The sequence below is a fragment of the Pseudarthrobacter sp. O4 genome (assembly GCF_050157025.1).
In the GTDB taxonomy this organism is placed as follows: domain Bacteria; phylum Actinomycetota; class Actinomycetes; order Actinomycetales; family Micrococcaceae; genus Arthrobacter.
Map to the genome: position 1 here is coordinate 1,895,031 of NZ_CP189591.1, position 22,136 is coordinate 1,917,166.

At 65.0% G+C, this 22,136-nt stretch carries 19 protein-coding genes; 7 read left to right on the plus strand and 12 right to left on the minus strand.

The genetic code is table 11. The features are described from left to right. Positions 1-125 precede the first annotated feature (125 nt). Entirely contained in the window at positions 126-1,328 is a 1,203-nt protein-coding gene (locus tag ACQCSU_RS08715; RefSeq protein WP_426979343.1) for a Gfo/Idh/MocA family protein, read from the plus strand. A 5-nt stretch (positions 1,329-1,333) separates the two neighbouring features. Next, on the plus strand, positions 1,334-2,380 hold the full coding sequence (locus ACQCSU_RS08720) for a LacI family DNA-binding transcriptional regulator (RefSeq protein WP_426979344.1): 1,047 nt from the start codon (positions 1,334-1,336) through the stop codon (positions 2,378-2,380). Between the two features lie 47 nt (positions 2,381-2,427). Here ACQCSU_RS08720 and galE read toward each other — a convergent pair whose 3' ends face one another. From galE to galT, 3 genes are read right to left on the minus strand one after another with little or no spacing between them, the layout of a single operon-like run. Next, a complete protein-coding gene (gene galE / locus ACQCSU_RS08725) occupies positions 2,428-3,441 on the minus strand; it encodes a UDP-glucose 4-epimerase GalE (RefSeq protein WP_426979345.1) in 1,014 nt (337 codons plus the stop codon). Then, positions 3,438-4,610 (minus strand): galactokinase, encoded by a 1,173-nt coding sequence (galK, locus tag ACQCSU_RS08730; protein WP_426979346.1) that lies wholly within the window; start codon positions 4,608-4,610, stop codon positions 3,438-3,440. Before galK ends, galE begins: the two co-directional genes overlap by 4 nt. Continuing rightward, positions 4,607-5,746: a galactose-1-phosphate uridylyltransferase gene (galT, locus tag ACQCSU_RS08735; protein ID WP_426979347.1), complete on the minus strand. Its 1,140-nt coding sequence runs from the start codon at positions 5,744-5,746 to the stop codon at positions 4,607-4,609. The genes galK and galT overlap by 4 nt, the downstream gene beginning before the upstream one ends. Positions 5,747-5,933: 187 nt before the next feature. Between galT and ACQCSU_RS08740 the strand changes: the two genes are divergently transcribed. Further along, on the plus strand, positions 5,934-6,746 hold the full coding sequence (locus tag ACQCSU_RS08740; RefSeq protein ID WP_426979348.1) for a DeoR/GlpR family DNA-binding transcription regulator: 813 nt from the start codon (positions 5,934-5,936) through the stop codon (positions 6,744-6,746). Between the two features lie 91 nt (positions 6,747-6,837). On the opposite strand, the gene ACQCSU_RS08745 is transcribed toward ACQCSU_RS08740, so the two are convergent. From ACQCSU_RS08745 to ACQCSU_RS08780, 8 genes are all read right to left on the minus strand, one after another. Continuing rightward, positions 6,838-8,313 carry an FGGY-family carbohydrate kinase gene (locus ACQCSU_RS08745; protein ID WP_426979349.1) on the minus strand — a complete coding sequence of 492 codons (1,476 nt, stop codon included), beginning with the start codon at positions 8,311-8,313 and terminating at the stop codon, positions 6,838-6,840. Between the two features lie 234 nt (positions 8,314-8,547). After that, the gene (locus tag ACQCSU_RS08750; protein ID WP_426979350.1) at positions 8,548-9,432 is read right to left on the minus strand and encodes an NAD-dependent epimerase/dehydratase family protein; all 885 of its coding nucleotides are present in this window, start codon (positions 9,430-9,432) and stop codon (positions 8,548-8,550) included. A 30-nt stretch (positions 9,433-9,462) separates the two neighbouring features. Then, positions 9,463-10,089, minus strand: a complete 627-nt coding sequence (locus tag ACQCSU_RS08755) for a DAK2 domain-containing protein (protein WP_426979351.1) — start codon at positions 10,087-10,089, stop codon at positions 9,463-9,465. Positions 10,090-10,092: 3 nt separating this feature from the next. Continuing rightward, positions 10,093-11,094 carry a dihydroxyacetone kinase subunit DhaK gene (locus ACQCSU_RS08760; RefSeq protein WP_426979352.1) on the minus strand — a complete coding sequence of 334 codons (1,002 nt, stop codon included), beginning with the start codon at positions 11,092-11,094 and terminating at the stop codon, positions 10,093-10,095. A gap of 85 nt (positions 11,095-11,179) precedes the next feature. After that, positions 11,180-12,253 carry an ABC transporter permease gene (locus ACQCSU_RS08765; protein WP_426979353.1) on the minus strand — a complete coding sequence of 358 codons (1,074 nt, stop codon included), beginning with the start codon at positions 12,251-12,253 and terminating at the stop codon, positions 11,180-11,182. Further along, positions 12,250-13,305 carry an ABC transporter permease gene (locus ACQCSU_RS08770; protein ID WP_426979354.1) on the minus strand — a complete coding sequence of 352 codons (1,056 nt, stop codon included), beginning with the start codon at positions 13,303-13,305 and terminating at the stop codon, positions 12,250-12,252. Before ACQCSU_RS08770 ends, ACQCSU_RS08765 begins: the two co-directional genes overlap by 4 nt. Further along, the gene (locus ACQCSU_RS08775; protein ID WP_426979355.1) at positions 13,302-14,816 is read right to left on the minus strand and encodes a sugar ABC transporter ATP-binding protein; all 1,515 of its coding nucleotides are present in this window, start codon (positions 14,814-14,816) and stop codon (positions 13,302-13,304) included. The genes ACQCSU_RS08770 and ACQCSU_RS08775 overlap by 4 nt, the downstream gene beginning before the upstream one ends. A 62-nt stretch (positions 14,817-14,878) precedes the next feature. After that, positions 14,879-15,925 (minus strand): substrate-binding domain-containing protein, encoded by a 1,047-nt coding sequence (locus ACQCSU_RS08780; protein ID WP_426979356.1) that lies wholly within the window; start codon positions 15,923-15,925, stop codon positions 14,879-14,881. Between the two features lie 191 nt (positions 15,926-16,116). Here ACQCSU_RS08780 and ACQCSU_RS08785 point away from each other — a divergent pair, with 191 nt between their 5' ends. Continuing rightward, positions 16,117-16,854: a DeoR/GlpR family DNA-binding transcription regulator gene (locus ACQCSU_RS08785; RefSeq protein ID WP_426979357.1), complete on the plus strand. Its 738-nt coding sequence runs from the start codon at positions 16,117-16,119 to the stop codon at positions 16,852-16,854. Between the two features lie 373 nt (positions 16,855-17,227). Further along, entirely contained in the window at positions 17,228-17,527 is a 300-nt protein-coding gene (locus ACQCSU_RS08790) for an antibiotic biosynthesis monooxygenase family protein (protein ID WP_426979358.1), read from the plus strand. A 174-nt stretch (positions 17,528-17,701) separates the two neighbouring features. On the opposite strand, the gene ACQCSU_RS08795 is transcribed toward ACQCSU_RS08790, so the two are convergent. Continuing rightward, a complete protein-coding gene (locus tag ACQCSU_RS08795; protein WP_426979359.1) occupies positions 17,702-18,637 on the minus strand; it encodes a DUF817 domain-containing protein in 936 nt (311 codons plus the stop codon). A 487-nt stretch (positions 18,638-19,124) separates the two neighbouring features. Here ACQCSU_RS08795 and ACQCSU_RS08800 point away from each other — a divergent pair, with 487 nt between their 5' ends. Continuing rightward, the gene (locus ACQCSU_RS08800) at positions 19,125-19,481 is read left to right on the plus strand and encodes a VOC family protein (protein WP_426979360.1); all 357 of its coding nucleotides are present in this window, start codon (positions 19,125-19,127) and stop codon (positions 19,479-19,481) included. A 144-nt stretch (positions 19,482-19,625) separates the two neighbouring features. Then, entirely contained in the window at positions 19,626-22,040 is a 2,415-nt protein-coding gene (locus tag ACQCSU_RS08805; RefSeq protein ID WP_426979361.1) for an ATP-binding cassette domain-containing protein, read from the plus strand. The last annotated feature ends 96 nt before the right edge of the window (positions 22,041-22,136 follow it).

Below are 22,136 nucleotides of genomic sequence, written 5' to 3' on the forward strand. Positions count from 1 at the left end.
TTAACAAGACATTCTCCGGCGGATGCGAAATTGATTGACTCGAGTAGATTCCGGTGGGAAACTGTCCGGAAGCCCCCGGGCGGGCATCCGGCCCGGTTGCCCGGGCGGATCAGGAAAGGTAAACAATGACGTTTTCAATCGGAGTAGTGGGTCTTGGCCAGTTCGGCGGCCATTTCGCCCACCTCTTCAAGCTCCACCCCGGAGTCAGCGAGGTATACGCCGTCGACGAGCGGCCGGAACGCGCCGCGGCCGGCCGGGAGCAGTGGGGGCTGGATGGCACCAAGGGCAGTTTTGAGGAACTGCTGGCGTCCGACGTCGACGCCGTCGCCATCTTCACCCAGCGCTGGACGCACGGTCCGCTGGTGGTGCAGGCCCTGCGGGCCGGCAAGCACGTCTACTCCGCGGTCCCTATGGCGGTCTCCGAGGAGGAGATCGCACTGATCATCGAGGCTGTCCGCGAGACGGGGCTGGTCTACGCCATGGGCGAGACCAGCTACTACAACCCGGCCACTGTCTACGCGCGCAGCCAGCACGCGGCCGGAAGGTTCGGCCGGATCTTCTACGCCGAAGGCGACTACGTCCACGACATGGACCTGGGCTTCTATGACGCCTACCAGTACAGCGGCGGGGAGCACTGGAAGGAAACGGCCAGCTACCCGCCCATGCTGTACCCGACCCACGCCATCGGCGGTGTCCTGGGTGCCGTGCCGTCCCACGCCATCAGCGTCAGCTGCATCGGGGTCAAGGACGACCGCGCGGACGGTGTGTTCGACAAGGACATCAGCATGTTCAACAACGACTTCTCCAACGCCACGGCGCTCTTCGAACTGAACGACGGCGGGGTGATGCGGACCAACGAGATGCGCCGGGTGGGCTACCCCTCGCACCTCCGCGAATCGCGCTTCCGGTTCTTCGGCACCGAGGGGAGCTTCGAACAGCTCGCCAATGTGACCGTGTGGCAGGACAAGAAGGACGTCCAGGACATCTCAGGCCAGATGGAAACCCGGCCCAGCATCCCCCTGGACGATCCGTCCCTGGCCGGCGTCGCCCCGGAACTGCGGGACGCCTTCACTTCCGGGCTTGCGCCGGTGCATGACAGCAGCCGCCTGCCGGAGGAGTTCCGCGGTGCGCCCAACGGGCACGAGGGCAGCCACCAGTTCCTGGTGGACGACTTCGTCACCGCGGTCAACACGGGCACCCTGCCTCCCGTCAACGCGTGGGTCGCGGCACGGTTCACCCTGCCCGGCGTCGTGGCGCATGCTTCGGCCCTGCGTAACGGTGAACGCCTGCCGATCCGTGATTTCGGCGATGCACCGTCCGCCCTGTAGCTAGCATGTATTCCATGACGACTTCGGCAGTGCACACCCCCCGCAGCCCGGTGACCCGCAAGGATGTCGCCCGCTATGCCGGGGTGAGCACCGCCGTCGTCAGCTATGTGGTCAACGGCGGGCCCAAGAAGGTGGCCCCGGCCACCGAGGCCAAGGTCCAGGATGCCATCCGGGTCCTCGGCTACCGCCCCAACGCCGCCGCCCGGGCGCTGAAGCTGGGTTCGAGCGAGACCATCGGGCTGGTCATCCCGGACAACTCCAACCCGTTCTTCTCCCTGCTGGCCCACGCCGTGGAGGACGCCGCCGCCGAGCTCGGCTACGCCCTGCTGCTGACCAACTCGGACGGCAACCTGGCCAAGGAACGGCGGAACATCCGCAACCTCGCCTCACGCCAGGTGGACGGGGTTGTCCTCGCCAGCGTGCTGTTTGAACCGGACCTGGAGGCGCTCGAATCGGCCGAAATCCCCGCGGTGCTCCTGAACCACGGGGGCAACGCCCCAGGCTTCAACAGCGTCGGCGTGGACCTGGCCGCCGGGGCCAAAATGGCGGTGGACCACCTCATCGGCCACGGGCACACCAATATCGCCCTGGCCATGGGCACCACCGTCGCCAACGACTTTGACCGCCGCGAACATGGCTGGCTGCAGGCGCTCACCGCGGCCGGGCTGCCGGAGGGCCCCATTGTCCGCGGCGACTTCACCCGCTCCGGCGGGTACGCGGCGGGGCAGCGGCTGCTCGCCTCGCCCAACCGGCCGACGGCGATCTTTGCCAGCTCGGATATGCAGGCCATCGGCATCCTGCGGGCCATCCACGAGGCCGGACTCAACGTCCCCGGCGACATCGCCCTGACCTCCTTCGACGGCTCCGCCGAGGCCGAATACAGCTGGCCCGCCCTGACCACGGTGGAACAGCCGGTCCGGATCATGGCCGAGGCGGCGGTGAGCGCCCTGGTGGGGACGTCCCGCGGCCAGGAGCCGGAACAGCGGATCTTCCCCACGGAACTGCGGATCCGGCAGTCCTGCGGCTGCGGGGTCCGGGGCCCCGGGGCCTAACCGGGGCCCCACGACTTAGCCACGAGTGAAACCAACGCAGGGAAGTGCTAGGAGTTATAGCCCTGGGGGTTGTTTTTTTGCCAGCGCCAGTGGTCTTCGCACATTTCGTCGACGGTGCGGGTGGCGGACCAGCTGAGGTCCGCCAGGGCCGAGGAGGCGTCGGCCCAGAAGGCGGGCAGGTCCCCGGGGCGGCGGGCGGTGATCTCGTACGGGATGGTCTTGCCGGCGGCTTTTTCGAAGGCGCGGAGCACTTCCAGCACGGAGGAGCCCGTGCCGGAGCCGAGGTTCCAGCGGTACACCCCGGCCCGGCCGGCGATGTGCCCCAGCGCGGCGACGTGGCCTTCGGCGAGGTCGACGACGTGGATGTAGTCGCGCTGGCAGGTCCCGTCCGGGGTGTCGTAGTCGCCGCCGAAGACCATCAGCTTCTCGCGCCGGCCCACGGCGACCTGGGCGATGAACGGGACGAGGTTGTTCGGGATGCCCTGCGGGTCCTCGCCGATCCGGCCCGAGGGGTGCGCGCCGACCGGGTTGAAGTAGCGCAGCAGCGCGATGTGCCAGCGGGGGTCGGCGGCGCCGAGGTCCGCGAGGATGTCCTCGATCTGTTCCTTGGTCCGGCCGTAGGGGTTGTTCGCGCCGATCTCCATCTTCTCCAGGTACGGGCTGGGGTTGTGCTCGCCGTAGACGGTGGCGGAGGAGCTGAAGACGATCGAGCGGACCTCGTGCCGGTCCATCACGCGGAGCAGGTTCAGCGTGCCGGTGAGGTTGTTGTGGTAGTAGCGCAGGGGTTCGCGGACGGACTCGCCGACGGCCTTCAGCCCGGCGAAGTGGATGACGGCGTCGATGGGGTGCCCGGTGAAGACGGCGTCGACGGCGGCCTCGTCCACCAGGTCCACGTGGTGGAAGACCGCGGCGGTGCCGCTGAGTTCCGCGACCCGGCGCAGGGCTTCCTCGCTGGAGTTCACCAGGTTGTCGATCACCACCACCTCGTGGCCGGCTTCCTGCAGGGACAGCACAGTGTGCGAACCGATGTAACCGGTGCCGCCAGTAACCAGAATTCTCATCGGATGCGTTCCGCCCCTGCGGCCGGCGTGACGGTAAAGATGTCCGGCGCGGTGAACCCGGCTTCCGCGAAGGCGCGGACGACGGCGTCACGGACCTGCCGCTCGTCCTGCCCCGGGGTGAGGGCGATGGCCGAGCCGCCGAAGCCGCCGCCGGTCATGCGGGCGCCGATGGCGCCGTGGGCGCGGGCCGTGTCCACGGCGAGGTCGAGTTCCGGGCAGGAGATCTCGAAGTCGTCCCGCATGGAGGCGTGGCTGGCATCGAGGAGGCCGCCGATGTGGGCCGGGCCCTGGGACCGGAGGGTGTCCACGGCCTGCAGCACGCGGTCGTTTTCGGTGACGATGTGGCGGACCCGCCGGAAGGTGACCGGATCGAGCAGGCCGCTGGCCTCCTCGAGGTCCGCGACGGCGACATCCCTCAGGGCCGTGACGCCCAGGACCTCGGCGCCGAGCTCACAGGACGCGCGGCGGGAGGCGTACCCGCCGTCGGCGTGGGAATGCGAGACCTTCGTGTCGATGACCAGCAGCACGAGTCCGGCCTGCTGCGCCTCGAACGGCACGAGTTCCACGGCCTGGTCCCGGCAGTCGAGGAAGACGGCGTGGCCGCTGGCGCCGCGCAGGGACGCCGACTGGTCCATGATGCCGGTCGGTGCGCCGACGAAGGCGTTTTCCGCATGCTGGGTCAGCCGGACCATCTCCTCGGCGGACAGCCCTGCCCCGGTGAGCTCGTTGAGGGCCGTGATGACGGCGCATTCAATCGCGTGGGAGGAGGACAATCCCGCGCCGAGCGGGACGTCGGAGTCGAGCAGGAGGTCGAAGCCGGGAACCTCGATGCCGTGCTGCTGCAAAGCCCAGACCACACCGAGGGGGTATTTGGCCCAGCCTTTGACGGCGGCCGGTGTCAGTGCGGCGGCGTCGGCCTCGACAAGGCCCTGGTCGCCGAAGGTTGAGAGCAGCCGGATTCTACTGTGGCTGCGGAGCCGGACTGCCGTCGTCGCCCGCTTGTCAATGGCGAAGGGCAGCACGAAGCCCTCGTTGTAATCGGTGTGCTCGCCGATCAGGTTCACCCGGCCGGGGGCGGCCCAGACGCCGTCCGGGGCCGCGCCGAAGGTGGCCTCGAAGCGGTTCTCCAGGCTGTCCGGCTGGGCGTCGGTGCGTGGTGTCGTGTTCATGCGGGGGCGCCTTCCGGGGTCAGGGTGGCCGGGGTCCCGACGCCGGCGGCTTCGCGTAGCCGGGCCGCGACGGATTCGGGGGTCGTGTCGTTGATGAAGGCGCCCATGGCAGCTTCGGAGCCGGCCAGGTACTTGAGTTTGTCCGCGGCGCGGCGGGGTGAGGTCAGCTGGAGGTGCAACTGGCCTGCGCGGCGCATGCCCGGGTCCAGCGGAGCCTGGTGCCAGGCCGCGATGTAGGGGGTCGGCGTCGGGTAGAGGGCGTCGAAGCGCCGGAGGAGCTCGGGGTAAAGCTGCGCCAGTTCGTCGCGTTCCCCCCCGTTCAGGGCGGCGAGGTCCGGGACCTGGCGGTGCGGGACGAGGTGGACTTCCAGCGGCCAGCGGGCGGCGAAGGGGACGTAGGCGCTGAAGTGTTCGCCTTCGAGGACCATCCGGCTGCCGTCGCTGCGTTCGGCCTGCAGCAGGGAGGAGGTAAGGGTCGCCGCGCCGTCCGAGTTGTCGAAGTATTCGCCGGCCGCGGCGGCCAGCACCGCGGCACGGGGCGTCACGTAGGGGTAGGCGTAGATCTGCCCGTGCGGGTGGTGCAGGGTGACGCCGATTTCCGGGCCCCGGTTTTCGAACGGAAAGACCTGCTTGATGCCCGGCAGGGCGCTGAGTGCCTCGGTCCGGTGGGCCCAGGCATCGACCACCGTCCGGGTGCGGCGCCAGCCGAGTTCGGCGAAGGATCCGGTGTGCTCCGGGGTGAACGCCACGACTTCGCAACGGCCCACGGCGGGTGCGGTGGTGCCCCAGACCGGCGCCGAGGGGATTTGGCTCGCGTCCGGACCGAGCGAGGGGAAGCGGTTTTCGAAGACGGCCACGTCGTAGTCCGGCGCGGGGATCTCTGTCTGGTTGGCCGGCGTCGTGGGGCAGATCGGGCACTGGTCCGCCGGCGGCAGGTGCGTGCGCGCTTGCCGGTGCGCGGCCACGGCCACCCATTCCCGGCTGAGCGCATCGAAGCGCAGCTCGCCTGGCTCGGGGCGGGCGGGCAGGTCCCGGTGGTCCACCAGGGATTCCGCGGGGCGCGCGGCTGATCCGGCGTCGTCAAAGTAGAGGATCTCGCGGCCGTCGGCCAGCCGGGTCATCGTGGTTCGCGTCATGGTCTATTTGTACACGATAAAACATTTTCAAACAATAGAACACATAATGAATCAGGAAGCGGGCAGTCTCCCTGTGTGCGCAGGGAAGAATAGGATGTGCAGGAGTAAGCCGGAGCAGTCGCCGTCGTCCGTTCCCGCAACACTCATTCCCCACGCCAGTAATTCAAGACGCCAGTAAGGACAAGAAATGCTTGCCGCAGCCCGCCACTCAGCCATCGTCGCGGAGGTCCAGCGCGAGCGGATCGTCCGCGTCGCGGACCTCGCCCGGCTGCTGGGCGTGTCCCTCATGACCGTCCGGCGGGACATCGAGATACTCGACGCGGCCGGCGCCGTGGAAAGGATCCACGGCGGGGCCAAGCTGCCCGGCGGCGTGAGCACCCACGAGCCCGGCTTCGAGCTGAAGGTGACCCAGCTGCAGGAGGAAAAAACCGCGATCGCGCACGAGGCCGCCGGCCAGGTCCGCGAGGGAATGGCGGTGGGGCTCAGCGCCGGCACCACCACCTGGGCGCTGGCCCGGCTGCTGGCCGCCGGGCCCCGGATCACCGTGGTCACCAACTCCGTACGGATCGCCGACGTCTTCCACCAGAGCACCTCCCCGTCCACCGTGATCCTCACCGGCGGCGAACGCACCCCCTCCGACGCCCTGGTGGGGCCGCTGGCCACGGCCGCCCTCAAACAACTGCACCTCGACGTGCTGTTCCTCGGCGTCCACGGCGTCGACGCCGACGCCGGGTTCACCACCCCGAACGTGCTCGAAGCCGAAACGGACCGCGCCTTCGTGGCGGCAGCCCGCCGGGTGGTGGTGCTGGCAGACCACACGAAGTGGGGCATCCTGGGCATCAGCACCATCGCCGGCCTGGACGACGCCGACGAGCTCATCAGCGACGACGGGCTGCCCGGCGAAGCCCGCCGGATCCTCAGCGAACGCGTCGGCCGGCTGCGGCTGGCCACCACCGGCGGTACTGCCGAGACGGCCGTCGCCGCCGCCGTCGCCGGGTAGACGCCGGCGCCACAGATGCGTGACGAAGGGCCCTATGAAGGCGTGATTCAAGAGCTTGACCACCATCGGGTGCGCAGACGCATTTCTTGTGTCACGGCGAAGCAAGATCAACGAGTCGGTGGGTAACCGAAGCCGTGGACTCGTAAAGCTCCCGGTACAGCCCGTAGAGAGTTCCATATCTCGCCGACGATTCCTCGCGCGGCCGGGTCACTGAGACGATGGGGTTCCAGTCATCGATAGCAACTGAGCCCAGCGCGTCCGCGGCCAGATAGGCGGCTCCGAAACTGGCCCCGATGGTCACAGAAGGTGTCTGCTGTTCCAAGCCGGTAACGTCAGAAACGATCTGGGTCCACAGGCCACCCTGTGTGCCGCCGCCAACGGAGATCGTGCGTCGCACGACTCCGCCCATGCCTGCCAAGGCCTCAACGTTGTGTCGGACTCCAAACGCGGTTGCCTCCAGAGTGGCCCTATACAGGTCGCCACGGGTGTGGTCCAAAGTGAGTCCAGCGACAAGTCCACGGGCATTCGGATCCGCTACGGGTGTGCGCTCCCCCGCAAAATACGGGAGCATGAGCAACCCCTTCGCCCCGGGGCCTGAGTTATCTGCCTCGGAGAGCAGAGTTGAAAAGTCAGGGGAACCAACCATCTTCCGAAGCCAGGCTGTGATGGCACCGGACGTTGCCATGCCGCCGGCCAGGTTGTAAGTACCCGGCACCACGCCGACCGTGCCCCACAATGAGGACGATGTCGCTCTTGCCTGCAGAGTATTTATCAGGAACATGGTTGTGCCGTACATCAACATCAAATCGCCTGGCCGCTGGGCGCCCACACTCACTGCTTCCGACCAGGCATCAATTGTTCCGCCGATGACCGGCACACCCTTCGGGATGCCTGTCCTGTCCGAAGCCACCGCATTCACGTGGCCGACAATGTCTCCGGGCCAGACAAGCCGGGGCAGATCGATGGACTGAATCAGCGGATCCGCAAACGGCGGATACCACTCGTGCGCGGACGTGTCATACATGGGCGTACACTGGCTCGCCGAGTGATGGTCGAGAATGTATTCGCCCGTCAGCTGATAAGCCAGCCAGGAGCTCGGCATGAAGAGCCTGCGGGCGCGTGAAGCGATGCCCGGTTCGTGATCGGACAGCCACGCCAGCTTGGGCCCGACAGCCTGGGTGGACAGCGCTGATCCGCACCGATCAACGATCGATTGCTCACCGAATTGCCTGTTAATGTTGGCAATCTGCTCCACGGCCCGGGCGTCGATGCCGTAGAGGATCGCGGGACGAAGTGCCCTGGCATACTCATCCGCAACAAGGACGCAAGGTCCCATGCCGCTGACCCCGACTCCTACTACGCGGACGTTTTCCGTAGCTGTCAGCTCACGGGAAATGTCAATGAACTCCTGCCACCAGATGGCAGCGTCCATTTCCACATGCCCTGGAGCTGGTCTGGACACCTCGTGATCGCGCACTGCTGTTGCATGAATCGTGCCGCCGAAATCGACCAGTACGCCCTTGCTGCTGGACGTGCCGATATCGATGCCCAGGACAACGTCCCGCATCACTTGCCCACCGCCCGAGGTCCGTGGCCCGCCCTCGACGAAAGGGCGGCTCGAACATTGATCACATTGTGGCGGAAGTCCGCCCCGCGAGCCTTGAAAATGACGATCATCCTTCCACAGGCCGAAGCCCGGCCGGTCAATGCGACAACGTTTTCGGTGGCAACCCCATCACTGGTGTTGTGGCGTGACCTGCGCATACTCCCCCAGCCAGCGGCGGGGAAGATTCACGAAGGGCTATCGCTCGATGGCGTGGCCTTCGGTGTCCAGGTGATCACGCCACGACCGCTTGGCTTTCCAGCCGAGCATCCGTTCTGCCTTTGCACATGAGATACCGGAGGCATCAACCCGGTCCAGCTCTCGCAGCTCAATCTGATCCCCGTAATACTCTTTGAGCACGGCGGCGAAGTCGCGCCCGCCGACGTTGTCGGGGTTGGCGATGTAAAAGACTTCGTGACCAGGAATGTTTGATTCAACGGCCAGCACGATTGCGTCGGCGAGGTCTTCCGAGTCAACGTAGCTCCACAGGTTTGGGCTCAGCTGCCCGGCGTCACGGACTTGACCGCCAAGGTTCCGTTCGTAGTTGCCCGGGTGCTGAACGTGACTCGGCCGGATGGAAATGCAGCGCATATCGCTACGGCGCACCGCGGCGTCGCACAGCTCTTCGCCGAACACCTTGGACAGGGCGTACGGATCCTGTGGCCGGATCGGGTGGCTCTCGTCGACCGGTGCGTAGTCGGGGAGGACAGGGCGCTCGGGGAAGAAGAACCCCGGAACGGTTTCGCTGGAGATGTTGACGAAGACTTTGACGCCCGCCCGAATGGAGGCCTCAATCATGTTGAAGGTGCCCATGATGTTGTTCTGGAACACAATGTGCGGCGGGTTGTGGGTTGGTTCGGGAATGGCCCCGGCGTGGACCACCGCGTCGAAGCCACGAACGGTCCCGTATGCTTGGCCGGCATCCGTGAGGTCCGCCTGCTGATAGTCCGGTTCCCCGGGCAGGATTCGGTCAAAAGCGTGGCGGCTGAGGTCCGAGCCAGTGACATCATGTCCGGCCGAGATCAAGGCACGGACAACAGCTGTGCCCACCTTGCCACGGGATCCTGTTACGAGAACTTTCATTTTTTCCTACTCCCTTGGAGACGCTCGCTATTAGGACCTGGCGGGCACGGAGGCCGTGCGCCAGGATTCAAGGAAGCGCCACATTGCGGTTGCCCCCGGGTCCTGGAGGCCGATGCTGCGCTCCTGAAGCCAGGCGGCACGTCCTCGCCGAGAGCGCAGCGAACGTGTGTCGATCACTGCCTTTTCGGCCGCAGCGATGGCCGCATCGAGGCCGCCCGCTCCATCCTCCCCAGCGTCGAGAGCATCTGCGGCAGGCATGATGGCATCAACGATGGTCTTGTCACCGATCTGAGTCTTGCCACGCTGCGCGATATTGTCGCCCGCGGCCCGCACGAATCGTGCGGCCGCCGCGAGGTCCACGTTGTCGAGGTCTTTCCACGTCTTTGATCCTGCGAGCAATCCGCCGGCCACCAAGGCCGCCATCGTCGAAGGATTGGCGTTGGCGAAAGCCTTTGCACAGGCGCGCGAAATCTCGGCCGGCGTGGCCCCATCCGGAAGCTCCGCCAGGGCTTCGATGACTGCCCCTGCTCCGAGCGTGATGGTGATACCAAGGTCACCATCCCCCAGCGCCTGGTCGAGGTCACGCAGCTCGTCCGCGTACTTGACCACCTCTGTCAGGCTGCGCTGGATCTGTTCAATCAGCTCTGTAGAGTGCATGGTTCAAACCTCCTGGAAGAACGGTGAGGACGCGGGCGCCTCCAGCAGCGCAAGCCGGGCGTCGTTGAGCTTGAGAAGTGAGATGGAGGCGCCTGCCATCTCCAGGCTGGTCGCGTATTCGCCGATGTAGTTCTTGGCGATCGAAACGCCACGTCCGGAGAGGATCTGGTGCACGCGGCGGTACATGACATAGAGCTCTTCCAGGGGCGTTGCACCCATGCCGTTCACAAGCACGGCGACTGTGTCGCCGTCGTACAGGTCGAGATCTTCGACGAGCGCGTCAACCAGCCGGTCCGTAATGGCGTCCGCCGTCTCCAGGGGACCACGATGGATGCCCGGCTCTCCGTGGATTCCGATTCCGATTTCCATTTCGCCGTCAGGCAGGTCGAAGCTCAAGGCAGCCGTGGTGGGAAGGATGGTCGGCGACAATCCGATTCCCATCGTCGCCGTGTTGTCGACTATGTCCTCGGCGACCGCTGCCACCGCGTCGAGGCTGTCCCCGCGCTCGGCTGCCGCGCCGGCCGCCTTGTACGCGAAGATCAAGCCGGCGACGCCGCGTCGTTCAAGACGGTTGTCCTTCGGCTGGCTGGCAACGTCGTCCCGTCCCACAACGGTCCGCGTCTCAATGTCTTCAAGCTCCGCCAGATCGGCTGCCAGATCGAAATTGAAGACGTCCCCGCCATAGTTTCCGTAGAGGTAAAGCACACCGGCGCCGCCGCTGACGGCTTTTGTTGCCTCGAAACACTGCTGCGAACTGGGCGAACTGAAGACATTGCCGATCGCCACACCCGAGCAAAGCCCCTGGCCGACGTAGCCCTTGAACAGCGGGAGATGGCCGGAACCGCCACCGGTGACGATGCCTACCTTGCCTGCGACGGGAGCATCGGCGCGGACGAGGATCCGTGGGTCTTCGCCGGGGGTCTTCAGCTTTTCGGGGTGTGCGAGGAGGATTCCCTCGATCATCTCGTTGACGAAGTCCTCTGGCTTGTTAATGATCTTCTTCACGATCTTCTTTCTGTTGATGCCGGGGGAGGTTATTGGGGCTAGGGCGGTGCTGGAAGCTGGTCTGCTGCCCTGAGCCGGAGCAGATCTAGGTGGGCTGGACCGCGGGTTTTATCTGCCGACGGCGGCGGCGCCACCGGACTTGTTCGAAGGCCATGGCCGCCACGAGTACCAGGCCCTGGGCGATCGCGTACTGATAGGACGAGAGCCTCAGTGCGGTGAAGCCGCTGGAGACGATCTGCAGGGTGAGGGTGGCCAACACGACGCCCAGAACGGTGGCAAATCCGCCGTTTGGATTGGTGCCACCAAGGACAGCGATGACGATGACCAGGAGAACGTAGGACGCACCGTAGTCGGCAGAGGCCGTGGGGTTGCGGGCGATGAAGAATACGCCTGCGATGCCGCTCAGCAGACCCGTAAGTACGTACGTGCTCATGAGTGTCTGCTGGCTCGCGATGCCCGAATAACGTGCCGCCGTCGGGTTCGCGCCCTGCAGCTGAATCTTTAGTCCAAGAGGGGTGCGATTGATGATGACGCCGATGGCAATGGCGAGGAGGACAAACACGAAGAAGAGAGTCGGTATCCCGCCGAGGGTGGATGCCCCGATAGAGGTCAGGGCGGCGGGCGTCCCGTTCAGGGTCTTGCCGCCCGTCCAGGCAACAGCAATCCCATTGAAAATCTGCATGGTTCCGAGGGTCGCGAGAATCGGGGTGATGCCTACCACGGAGATCAGCAGTCCGTTGATGCACCCGCCTACAACGCCTACGGCGATGCCGGCCATGAGAATGAGCGGGAAGGCTTGCTCGGCCAGGGCCGGATCGCTGGCGGAAACGGCCGTAAAGATCGTCGACATTGTGATGGCCGCGAGGTTGGCCGTGGCCACCAGCGACAGATCGATGCCGCCGGTGAGCATTGCCAGCATCATGGCAATCGCGATCACCCCGATTTCGGGCGAGTTCAGGGCGATGTTGCTCAGATTCGTGCCGCTGAGGAAGACCGAGGGCTTGAGGGCTGCGAAGACGGCGAACGCAATGACGAGCAGAACCAGCATCCGCTTGACGCCGCCTTGCAGGCTCACACCGCCCAGTACGCGGGTCCAGGCCGAGTCGACCGAGTCGTTGAAGCGGCTCAGGGAGTTCGTTTCTGTAGCGGCGCGTTTCATGCTGCAACCTCCTGCTTCTGGGGGGCCTCATCGAGGATGCGGGCCTGGGTGGTCCGGCGGGAGGCTACGGCCTGAATGCCAACACCGACGAGCAGGAGGACACCGACCGCGGTCCGCTGCCACGCGCTGGGCACGCCTGCCAGAATGAGGCTGTTGTAGATCACCTGGACCAGTAGGACGCCCAGCGTCGTCCCCAGGACCGAGCCCCGGCCGCCGAAGATCGATGCTCCGCCGAGGACGACGGCGGCAATTATGTCGAGTTCGCTTCCGACGAGGATCTGGGGGCTGGCGCTGCGTCCCATGATCACGTAGATCATCCCGCCCACCGCTGCCATGGTTCCGGCTATGACATAGACGAACAGTTGAGTGCGGACCACCCGGATGCCGGCCCGGCGCGCGGCTTCCACATCCCCGCCGATGGCGTAGATGCTTCGTCCGAACATCGTGCTCCGCAGAACCCAGGCGAGTCCTAGCGCCAGAAGAACTGCCGGGACCACCAGGACGTGCAGGTAGGCGCTCCCACTGGAGGTCTCGAGTTCGAACAGGTTCGTCGTGGAGATCTGGGCCATCGACTCCGGCAAGTCGGCGATGTAGCGGGAACCGACGTAGGTCAGCAGTGCGCCCTTGAAGATGCCCTGGGTACCAAGAGTGACAATGAGGGTCGGCAGCCTGAACTTCGCTATGAGGAAGCCGTTGATGACGCCCAGCGACGCTCCGATCAGCAGCGCCAGTACGAAGGCCCCGACAAGCCCAAAGTCAGGCATTCCCGATTCGAGCGCTCGCACCGTGCTGTACGCCGCAAACACTGCGATCGCAGCAAATGACACGTCAATGCCGCCGGAGATGATCACCATGAGGACGCCGAGCGCAAAAATCAGCGGCACAATCGAGCTGCGAAGGATACTGAAGGCCGTCGGCAGCGTGAAGAACACGGGATTTGCGATGGACATGGCCACAATAAGGGCCACGAGGACGACGGCGAGGACGCCCTCGTTGTTCGGCCCCCGGAGCAGTCCGAGTCGTGCCGGAGTATCCAGCCTGGTGCCGCTCATGCAGCCACCTTCTCTCGGATAATGTCCACAGCGACATCGGCGTCTTCGAGGACTTCAACAACCCTGCCGTGCCGCACGACAAGCACCCGGTGGCAGCAGGCCACCAGCTCGGGCGCGTCGTCGGAAATGACGATGATGCCCATCCCCTCGGCTGCTTCGGCGCGGAGGATACTCAGAATCTCTGCCTTCGATCCGATGTCGACACCGACGGTCGGACCGTTCAGCATCAGGATGCGCGGACGGCGAGCCAGCCACTTGGCGAGCACCACGCGTTGCGCATTTCCGCCTGAAAGGGTTCGGACCGGGGACTGAACGTTAGGGGCCTTGACACGCAGCCGGGCAAAGAGGTCCTGGATTGTCTGGCGTACGGCGCGCAGGTCCAGGGTTCCGAGGCGCGTCATGTGCTCGTTCGGGGAGCCGGCGATGATGTTGTCCGCAATCGACTTATCCATGAACAGCCCCTGGGTCAGTCGGTCTTCCGGGACGTAGCCGATGCCCGCCTCGATCGCGTCCTTGATGGAGCGGATGCGGACCTCTTTACCGTTGACTTTCACGGTGCCGGAGTCGTGCGGTACGGCGCCGAAGAGTGATTCCGCAATTTCGGTGCGTCCCGAGCCGAGGAGGCCGGTCACGCCGAGGATCTCGCCACGGCGGAGGCAGAAGGAAACGTCCTCGTATGCCCCCCGCAGCCCGAGCCCCTCGAGTTCCAGGACGACCTCCGACGCAGGGTCCAGCTGGCTTACGTGTCGCGTTTCATCCAGTTCGCGCCCTGTCATGTGGAGAGCGATGGCTCTGGGATCCAGGGTTGAGGCAGGGCTCGTGACAACGTTCTTACCGGAACGCAGGATCGCAACGCGCTGCGAAATCTTGAGAACCTCATCCAGCTTGTGGGAAACAAAAATGAGCCCCACCCCCTTGGCGCGCAAACGCTCTACGATCACGAACAACCTGTCCACCTCGGTGTGCGTCAGTGCCGTGGTCGGCTCGTCCATGATCAGCACGCGGGCATCGCTGACGAGGGCACGGCAGATCGCGGTCAGCTGCTTGTCCGCGACTGAGAGCTGCTCCACGTCGGCGTCCAGGTCAAGATTTAAACCGAGATCGTCGACGATGGCCTGCGCTGCGGGACGTGCCTTCCGCGCACTGTGAAGTCGACGGCGGCCAGCGACCGCCGCGGTCAGGACGATGTTCTCGGCCACTGTGAGGTTGGGGAACAAGGAGAAGTCTTGGTAAATGACCTGGATCCCGCTCTTGATGGCGACGGTGGGATCCATCGAAGAATACGTATTGCCGTCGACGACGATCTCGCCGGAGTCCGGCCTCTCGGCGCCCGAGATGATCTTGATCAGCGTCGACTTTCCGCAGCCGTTCTCGCCGGCGAGGCAGAGCACCTCACCGGGGAGCAGGTCGAGCGAGACGTCGCTCAGTGCGGTGACACCACCAAATGTTTTGACAATGTTGCGCACCTTGAGCACAGGCGAGAGCGGCCCTTTGAGGGCAGTGCTTGTCATATCGGAAACCTTTCAGGAGGGCGTGGGGCCAGCACCATGGTGCCGTCCCACGCCCCGGACTATCAGAAGTTGTACTGCTTGGCGGATTCGGCATCCGCCTCGATGGATGCATCGCCCAGGAACACGTTGTCGTAGCCGTCCAGCTTCTTCAGGCTGTTGTAGCCCTTGATGCCCAGATCGGTACCGGCTTCGATCTTGCCCCCGGTGGCAAGAACGCGGGCGATCTCAAGCTGAGCCTCTCCGGCCAGCGCCGGATCCCAGAAGAAGATCTTGTCGATTCCGCCGGTTGCGAGGTATTTGCTCGCAGCGGAGGGAATCGACGTACCCATGACGCAGATTTCCTTCGCCTTGCCGGCTTCTTCCACAGCACGTGCGATGCCGGGAACGTCGTTACCGGCAGAGCCTTGAAATCCCTTGATGTTCGGGTGCTTCGCGAGGATTTCCTTGGCCTTCTGGTACGCCGCGGCCTCGTTGTCCGTGCTTTCGATCGGATCCTCGACGCGCTTCATGTCGGGGAAGTTCGACTTCTGGAAGTCGTAGGCGGCGCCGACCCACTCCATGTGGGTCTTGGCTGTGAGGCCACCGACAAACTGGACGTAGTCGCCCTTGCCTCCCATGCAGGTGCCCAAGCTCTTCATGATCTTCTGGCCGTAAACGGCGTTGTCGAAGGCTTCGATGTCGATGTCGACATTCTTGATTCCCGTGGCCTCGTGCGCGACCGTGATGATGCCCTTCGCTTTGGCCTGGGCCAGCACGTTGGCAACGGCTTCCGGGGAATTCGGGACCACGGTGATGGCTGTCGGCTTCTGTGCGACCAGGTCCTGGATGATCTTGATCTGCTTCTCGGGGCTGACGTCGTCGCCGCCTTCGGTGCGGGTGTCGATGCCGGTGCGCTTGCCGTAGGACTGCACACCTTCGTCCATGCGGTCGAACCATGCGATGCCCTTGAGCTTCACTACGGTCACCATGGTCATGTCTGATGCTTTGGTGTCACCGCCGGCGCCCGGTGCGGCCGTAGCGGAGGCTCCGTCGTTGACAGAACCGCAGCCCGTCATGAGGACGGCTGAGAGCCCCGCGGCCAAAAACGCTGATGTACGCAAAAGCTTCATCAATTCACTCCTTTGTGATCACGCAATGCGGATGCATGAATCCGCGCATCGGTTTCTCCGATCTGTGCATACGCTAGGTCATATTCGCGCAGGTGTCGAGGGATTCGCGCAATTTTGCCGAAATGCGTGCAAATATTGCGCGAATTCGTGCATCCGTCTACCCTTTAGCTCATACCTAGGAAAGGGGCCCGATGTCGCGCCGCCAGGAGATTGTCGAGCTCATCGAGGAGCACGGCTTTCAGAGCGTCACCACGCTTGCCCGAAAGTACGGAGTGGATGCGTCCACGATTCGTCGAGACCTAGAGCGTCTCGCAGAGGAGAAGAGTATCCGGCGCACACACGGCGGCGCCGCACCTGCAGAGCCTTCCGTCCCCGCTCGCGCGACCGAACTGCAGGCACGGGAGAAGGAGGCGATCGGCGCTGCCACGGCTGACAGGATTCTTGAGAACCAGACGGTCCTCCTCGACAGCGGGACGACATGCCTGGAAGTGGCACGGCATCTCGACCATTCGCGTCTGACCGTGGTTACCCACGATCTGTTGGTTGGGATCGAGATTTCACGCAAACCGCGCATCAACCTGGTGTTTATCGGCGGCGAGCTCCTGCCGGGCACCACTTCCATGTGGGGCCCGGCTTCGCTGCAGCAACTCGAAAACATGCGGGTGAACGTGGCCGTTTTCGGAGCGGGTGCCGTGATGGATGACGGGATCTACGCAAGCTCAAGCTATTCGATCGAACTCAAACGCAAAATGCGTTCCGTGGCTGCCGAGGCGTTTTTCGTCGCAGACAGCTCCAAGTTCGGACGCGAGGCGCTTTTCAAGGTCTTCGGGTTCGAGGACTTTACTGCGGGGATCACCGACGACGCAATCGATCCGATCCGGGCGGCACGTTGGCCGATTCCGCTTATTCGTGCCAGCACCACGAACTAGCTGGCAGTGAGCGGCGAAGCTAGCGGGCATGCCCCAATGTCTTTCGCCCAAGAGACCACGCTGTCGACTATCGACAGTCGGCCGAGCCTCATGATCGTGCGTGACGTAGAGGCAGGTTGTGCCGGCGGCCTTCTGGGTGGACCGGATCTCGGTTAGTGCTTCCCCGCGCAGCATCGCGTCCAGATTGGAAAGCGGCTCGTCCAGCAGCAGCGCCGCCGGGCGGATGACAAGGGCTCGGGTTCTAGCAGGCTTCGCGTCTCGCCCACGGCGAGAGCGCCGGAGCAATCGGCTGGTGCCTTGAGAGCGGCTCCGCGCAAAGCTGCCGGTTCTAGAATTGACGTATCAAAAACCTTCTGGAAAGGGTGTGAGACCGATGGCAGAGCATTACGCCTCCGGGGTCTGGCATGTGAAGCAGGGGAACGACGAGGAGTTCGTGGGGCGGTGGACCGAGTTCCTCCAGTGGTCCCGCGCGAACTATCCGTCCATGGTGGTTGCCAATCTCCTTCGTGACGGCGGTGTCCCGGGACGCTATATGTCGTTTTCGGAGTGGACCGACGAGGCGTCCCGCGACGCATGGAAGCAGGACCCGGAGTTCAAGAACCGCTTCGGTGCCTGCGTGGCGCTCTGCGAGGACATGCACGGGGCAGACTACGATCTGGCGGTGAGCGTCTAGCGCTACTGGCCGGGGGTCCCCGAAAATGTGACGCCTCGCTGCGGAAAGACTCCGCGCGGCGGAGTGCCCCAACGGTCGACGGCGGGGGCTCCCAAGGCCGCGCAAACGGATGCCGCCGGCGCCTCCAGCCTGCTGCGACCGTCGCGTCTGCCGTAACACTGATCGGGGGCGGCGCTACCGCGGGGCCCCGTTTTCCGCGGTGGCGGCCGGGACCGCCGGTGACTCGCCGACGTCGGACGCGGCACCGCTGACCTCCTCAGCCGGTCCGGGTGGCTCCGGCTTGTAGACCCATGCCACCAGCACCACCGAGATGATCATCAGGAGGAACCATGAGACCAGCTTGTCGGACGAGACCATGTGCCAGCCGTTCAGCTGGCTTGGGTAGAGCCACGCCCCGGACCACGTCGCGATGTTCTCGGCAATCCAGATGAACAGTGCCACGAGCAGGAACGCCAGAACCAACGGCATCCGGAACTGCCTGCGGAACACCCGGAAGTGCATGACACACCGGCCGTAGATGATGCCGACGGCGGCCAGCAGAACCCAGCGTGCGTCGATGGTGTAGTGGTGGGAGAAGAAGTTCACGTAGATGGCTGCGGCCAGGATCGCCGTGACCCACCGCCGCGGGTACCTGGCGAAGCGCAGATCGAAGAGCCGGTAGACGCGCACCATGTATGAACCGACTGCCGCATACATGAAGCCGCTGAAGAGCGGGACGGCCCCGATGCGCAGGAAGCCCTCGGCCTCATACGACCACGAGCCGACGTCGGTCTTGAACAGTTCCATCGCCGTTCCGACCACATGGAAGAGAACAACCACCCTGAGCTCCCGCAGGGTTTCCAGTCGTGCCGCAACCATCAGAATCTGGATAGTGACTGCGGCGAGGGTCAGGAAATCGTTCCTGGCCAGTGCGGCGCCGTCCGGATACCAAAGGCGTGCCGCCAAGATCACGGCGAGGAGCGCAACGCCAAAGATGCATGCCCAGGCTTGCTTGAGACCGAAGACGGCAAACTCGGTAAGTCTCGAACGGACGCCGCCAGCAGGGGCGCGGTCTAGAAACCGATGCGCACGCTCATCGATACGGTTCTCTACGGAAGTGAAGCTGCGCATTGGTACCCCGTTCCCCCGCCAACCAAGGCGCCATACCCATAGGTCATCGCGGCGCGAAGCCGGTCCCGCATCGGCCAGTCCACGCACCATTCCCACACCCTATCGGAGGGGAAAGGTGACGTCCGTGGGGGCAGAGCGGACGCGGAGTGGAGTGGCACGCCAGGGGCGCTAGACAACTCCGGTGCGACGTGGCACGATCGGGCAGGTGACCAGCAGCCCCGCCGCAGCGCAGCACCTGTGCCACCCCGCGCGGCTGCACCGCGTCCGCGACCGGATCGACGCGAAACAGCTGACCAGACCGATCCGGAATCGAGAAGCGCGGACCCCCGAGCCGCAGCTAGCGTGACCGTCATGGATATCACCATGCACGCTAGCTTCCTCCCGCACAACGACCCGGACGCCTCCCTGGCCTTTCTACCGCGACCGCCCGGAGATGGTCCCGATGGGCCAGACAATCCCGACCAGACCCACGACTTCAGGAGTGACTATGACCGGCTCTTCCACCCAGGGAATCAAGACCGTACTGCATCCCGTTTCCGACCTGGCGACGGCCAAGGCGGTGTACGCCGCCCTGCTCGGCGTACCGCCGCAGACCGACGGGCCCTACTATGTCGGCTTCGAGGCCGCGGGCCAGCACATCGGGCTGGTGCCGGGCGGTGGACCGCAGGGGATGACCTCACCGGTGGCCTACTGGCACGTGCCGGACCTCGAGGCGAAGCTGGCCGAGGTGACCGCCGCGGGTGCCGTCGTGAAGGAGCCTGTGCACGACGTCGGCGGCGGCCGCCTAGTGGCCACCGTCACCGACCCCGATGGCAACGTGCTCGGGCTGCTCCAGGACCCGTGAGGTAGACAGCGGGCTGCTCCAGTGAGGTAGACAGCGGACCGCGCCGACGAAGGAGAACCGGACGTACTGCTCGAAGCAGTACGATCAAGCCGGGCGACGCCTACGGAGTCCGCGCAGGCGGCCCCGCAAACAGATGGAGACACGATGAGCATGGCCACGAGGACGGACACAGAATCGCCTGCGCTGCACGTAGCGGACAGCCATGATCTGATCCGCGTGCAGGGCGCGCGCGAGAACAACCTCAAAAACATCAGCATCGAAATCCCGAAGCGCCGGCTGACGGTGTTCACGGGCGTCTCCGGCTCGGGCAAGAGCTCTCTCGTGTTCGCCACCATCGCGGCCGAGTCGCAGCGGATGATCAACGAGACCTACAGCGCCTTCGTACAGGGCTTCATGCCCAACCTGTCGCGGCCCGATGTGGACCACCTCGAGGGGCTGACGACGGCGATCATCGTCGACCAGGAGCGGATGGGGGCCAACCCGCGCTCCACGGTGGGCACCGCCACCGACGCCAACGCCATGCTGCGCATCCTCTTCAGCCGGCTGGGATCGCCGCACGTGGGGCCACCTACCGCGTTCTCCTTCAACGTCCCGACGCGGAAGGCGAGCGGGGTGATGAGCACCGAGAAGGCCGGCAGGGTCGAGAGGAACGTGGTGCGCGAGGTGGTCTACCTGGGCGGCATGTGTTCGCGCTGCGAGGGCATGGGCTCGGTCTCCGACTTCGACCTCACGGCGCTGTATGACGACACGAAGTCACTCAGCGGAGGTGCGTTGACGATTCCCGGCTACAGCATGGACGGCTGGTATGGCCGTATCTTCAGCGGCGCCGGTTTTGACATGGACAAGCCGATCGCGAAGTTCACTAAAAAGGAAATGCACGACCTCCTGTACAAGGAACCGACCAAGATCAAGGTCGAGGGCATCAATCTCACCTACGAGGGGCTGATCCCGAAGATCCAGAAATCGATCCTTTCCAAGGACGTCGACGCGATGCAGCCTCACATCCGGGCTTTCGTGGAGCGTGCCATCACGTTTCAGGCCTGCCCCGAGTGCAACGGAACGCGGCTCAGCCCGGAGGCCAGGTCCTCGAAGATCCAGGGCAAGAGCATCGCCGACGTGTGCGAGATGCAGATCAGCGACCTTGCCGCTTGGGTCCGCGAGCTCAACGAGCCTTCGGTTGCCCCGCTCCTCAAGGGCTTGCAGCACCTGCTCGACTCGTTCGCCGGAATCGGGCTGGGTTACCTCTCGTTGGACCGACCTGCGGGCACGCTGTCCGGAGGGGAGGCCCAGCGCACCAAGATGATCCGGCACCTGGGCTCGTCCCTCACGGACATCACCTACGTCTTTGACGAGCCGACTATCGGCCTGCACCCGCATGACATCGAGCGGATGAACCAGCTGCTGCTGCAGCTGCGCGACAAGGGCAACACCGTGCTCGTCGTCGAGCACAAGCCGGAGACCATCGCGATTGCCGACCACGTCGTTGACCTCGGTCCCGGCGCAGGCACCGAGGGCGGCAGCGTCTGTTTCGAGGGAAGCGTGGAGGGGCTGCGGGGGAGTGCCACCATCACGGGCCGCCACCTCGACGACCGGGCCGCGGTTAAGGAATCGGTACGCCCGTCGTCGGGCGCACTGGAGGTCCGTGGAGCGTCCACGAACAATCTCCAGGGCGTGGATGTCGACATCCCGCTCGGCGTGCTCTGCGTGGTCACTGGCGTAGCCGGCTCAGGGAAGAGTTCGCTGATCCACGGTTCGGTGGACGGCCGCGACGGCGTGGTGGTGATCGACCAGGGTGCCATCAAGGGGTCGCGGCGCAGCAACCCTGCGACGTACACGGGCCTTCTCGAGCCGATCCGCAAGGCGTTCGCGAAGGCCAACGGCGTGAAGCCGGCGCTGTTCAGCTCCAACTCAGAAGGCGCCTGTCCCACATGCAACGGCGCGGGCGTCATCTTCACCGAACTGGGCGTTATGGCCACCGTCGAGTCCACCTGCGAGGACTGCGAGGGCAAGCGGTTCCAGGCCGCGGTGCTGGCCTACAAGCTGGGCGGCCGCAACATCGCCGAAGTGCTGGCAATGTCGATGACCGAGGCCGAGGTGTTCTTTGGCGAAGGGGAGGCCCGTACGCCGGCGGCCCACAAGATCCTCGACCGGCTCGTGGACGTCGGGCTCGGCTACCTCACCCTCGGCCAGCCGCTCACCACGCTGTCCGGCGGTGAGCGGCAGCGCGTCAAGCTCGCCACCCAGATGGCAGAGAAGGGTGACGTCTACGTCCTCGACGAGCCCACCACCGGCCTGCACCTCGCCGACGTCCAGAACCTGCTGGGCCTCCTCGACCGGCTCGTCGACTCCGGCAAGTCGGTCATCGTCATTGAGCATCACCAGGCGGTCATGGCGCACGCCGACTGGATCATCGACCTCGGCCCCGGCGCCGGCCACGACGGCGGCAGGCTCGTCTTCCAAGGTACACCCGCCAGCCTGATAGCCGCCCGCTCCACCCTCACCGGCGAGCACCTCGCGGCCTACGTCGGCACCGGACCGAGGCCCTCGCGGGCACCGTGAGACGAGCTCTCTCATCTGTTTCGACTCGTTGGCTGCCGATAACAGCGCATACATGCGGCAGTGACTCACACCGCCGTCGGTAAGCCGCGACAGGTC

Excerpts from the sequence above, each read along its gene's own strand:
- ACQCSU_RS08765 (WP_426979353.1), bottom strand. The coding sequence starts at position 12,253 with ATGAAACGCGCCGCTACAGAAACGAACTCCCTGAGCCGCTTCAACGAC.
- ACQCSU_RS08750 (WP_426979350.1), bottom strand. The coding sequence starts at position 9,432 with ATGAAAGTTCTCGTAACAGGATCCCGTGGCAAGGTGGGCACAGCTGTT.
- ACQCSU_RS08780 (WP_426979356.1), bottom strand. The coding sequence starts at position 15,925 with ATGAAGCTTTTGCGTACATCAGCGTTTTTGGCCGCGGGGCTCTCAGCC.
- ACQCSU_RS08740 (WP_426979348.1), top strand. The coding sequence starts at position 5,934 with ATGCTTGCCGCAGCCCGCCACTCAGCCATCGTCGCGGAGGTCCAGCGC.
- ACQCSU_RS08785 (WP_426979357.1), top strand. The coding sequence starts at position 16,117 with ATGTCGCGCCGCCAGGAGATTGTCGAGCTCATCGAGGAGCACGGCTTT.
- ACQCSU_RS08770 (WP_426979354.1), bottom strand. The coding sequence starts at position 13,305 with ATGAGCGGCACCAGGCTGGATACTCCGGCACGACTCGGACTGCTCCGG.
- ACQCSU_RS08795 (WP_426979359.1), bottom strand. The coding sequence starts at position 18,637 with ATGCGCAGCTTCACTTCCGTAGAGAACCGTATCGATGAGCGTGCGCAT.
- ACQCSU_RS08805 (WP_426979361.1), top strand. The coding sequence starts at position 19,626 with ATGAGCATGGCCACGAGGACGGACACAGAATCGCCTGCGCTGCACGTA.
- galK (WP_426979346.1), bottom strand. The coding sequence starts at position 4,610 with ATGAACACGACACCACGCACCGACGCCCAGCCGGACAGCCTGGAGAAC.
- galT (WP_426979347.1), bottom strand. The coding sequence starts at position 5,746 with ATGACGCGAACCACGATGACCCGGCTGGCCGACGGCCGCGAGATCCTC.
- ACQCSU_RS08775 (WP_426979355.1), bottom strand. The coding sequence starts at position 14,816 with ATGACAAGCACTGCCCTCAAAGGGCCGCTCTCGCCTGTGCTCAAGGTG.
- galE (WP_426979345.1), bottom strand. The coding sequence starts at position 3,441 with ATGAGAATTCTGGTTACTGGCGGCACCGGTTACATCGGTTCGCACACT.
- ACQCSU_RS08745 (WP_426979349.1), bottom strand. The coding sequence starts at position 8,313 with ATGCGGGACGTTGTCCTGGGCATCGATATCGGCACGTCCAGCAGCAAG.
- ACQCSU_RS08800 (WP_426979360.1), top strand. The coding sequence starts at position 19,125 with ATGACCGGCTCTTCCACCCAGGGAATCAAGACCGTACTGCATCCCGTT.
- ACQCSU_RS08715 (WP_426979343.1), top strand. The coding sequence starts at position 126 with ATGACGTTTTCAATCGGAGTAGTGGGTCTTGGCCAGTTCGGCGGCCAT.
- ACQCSU_RS08755 (WP_426979351.1), bottom strand. The coding sequence starts at position 10,089 with ATGCACTCTACAGAGCTGATTGAACAGATCCAGCGCAGCCTGACAGAG.
- ACQCSU_RS08790 (WP_426979358.1), top strand. The coding sequence starts at position 17,228 with ATGGCAGAGCATTACGCCTCCGGGGTCTGGCATGTGAAGCAGGGGAAC.
- ACQCSU_RS08720 (WP_426979344.1), top strand. The coding sequence starts at position 1,334 with ATGTATTCCATGACGACTTCGGCAGTGCACACCCCCCGCAGCCCGGTG.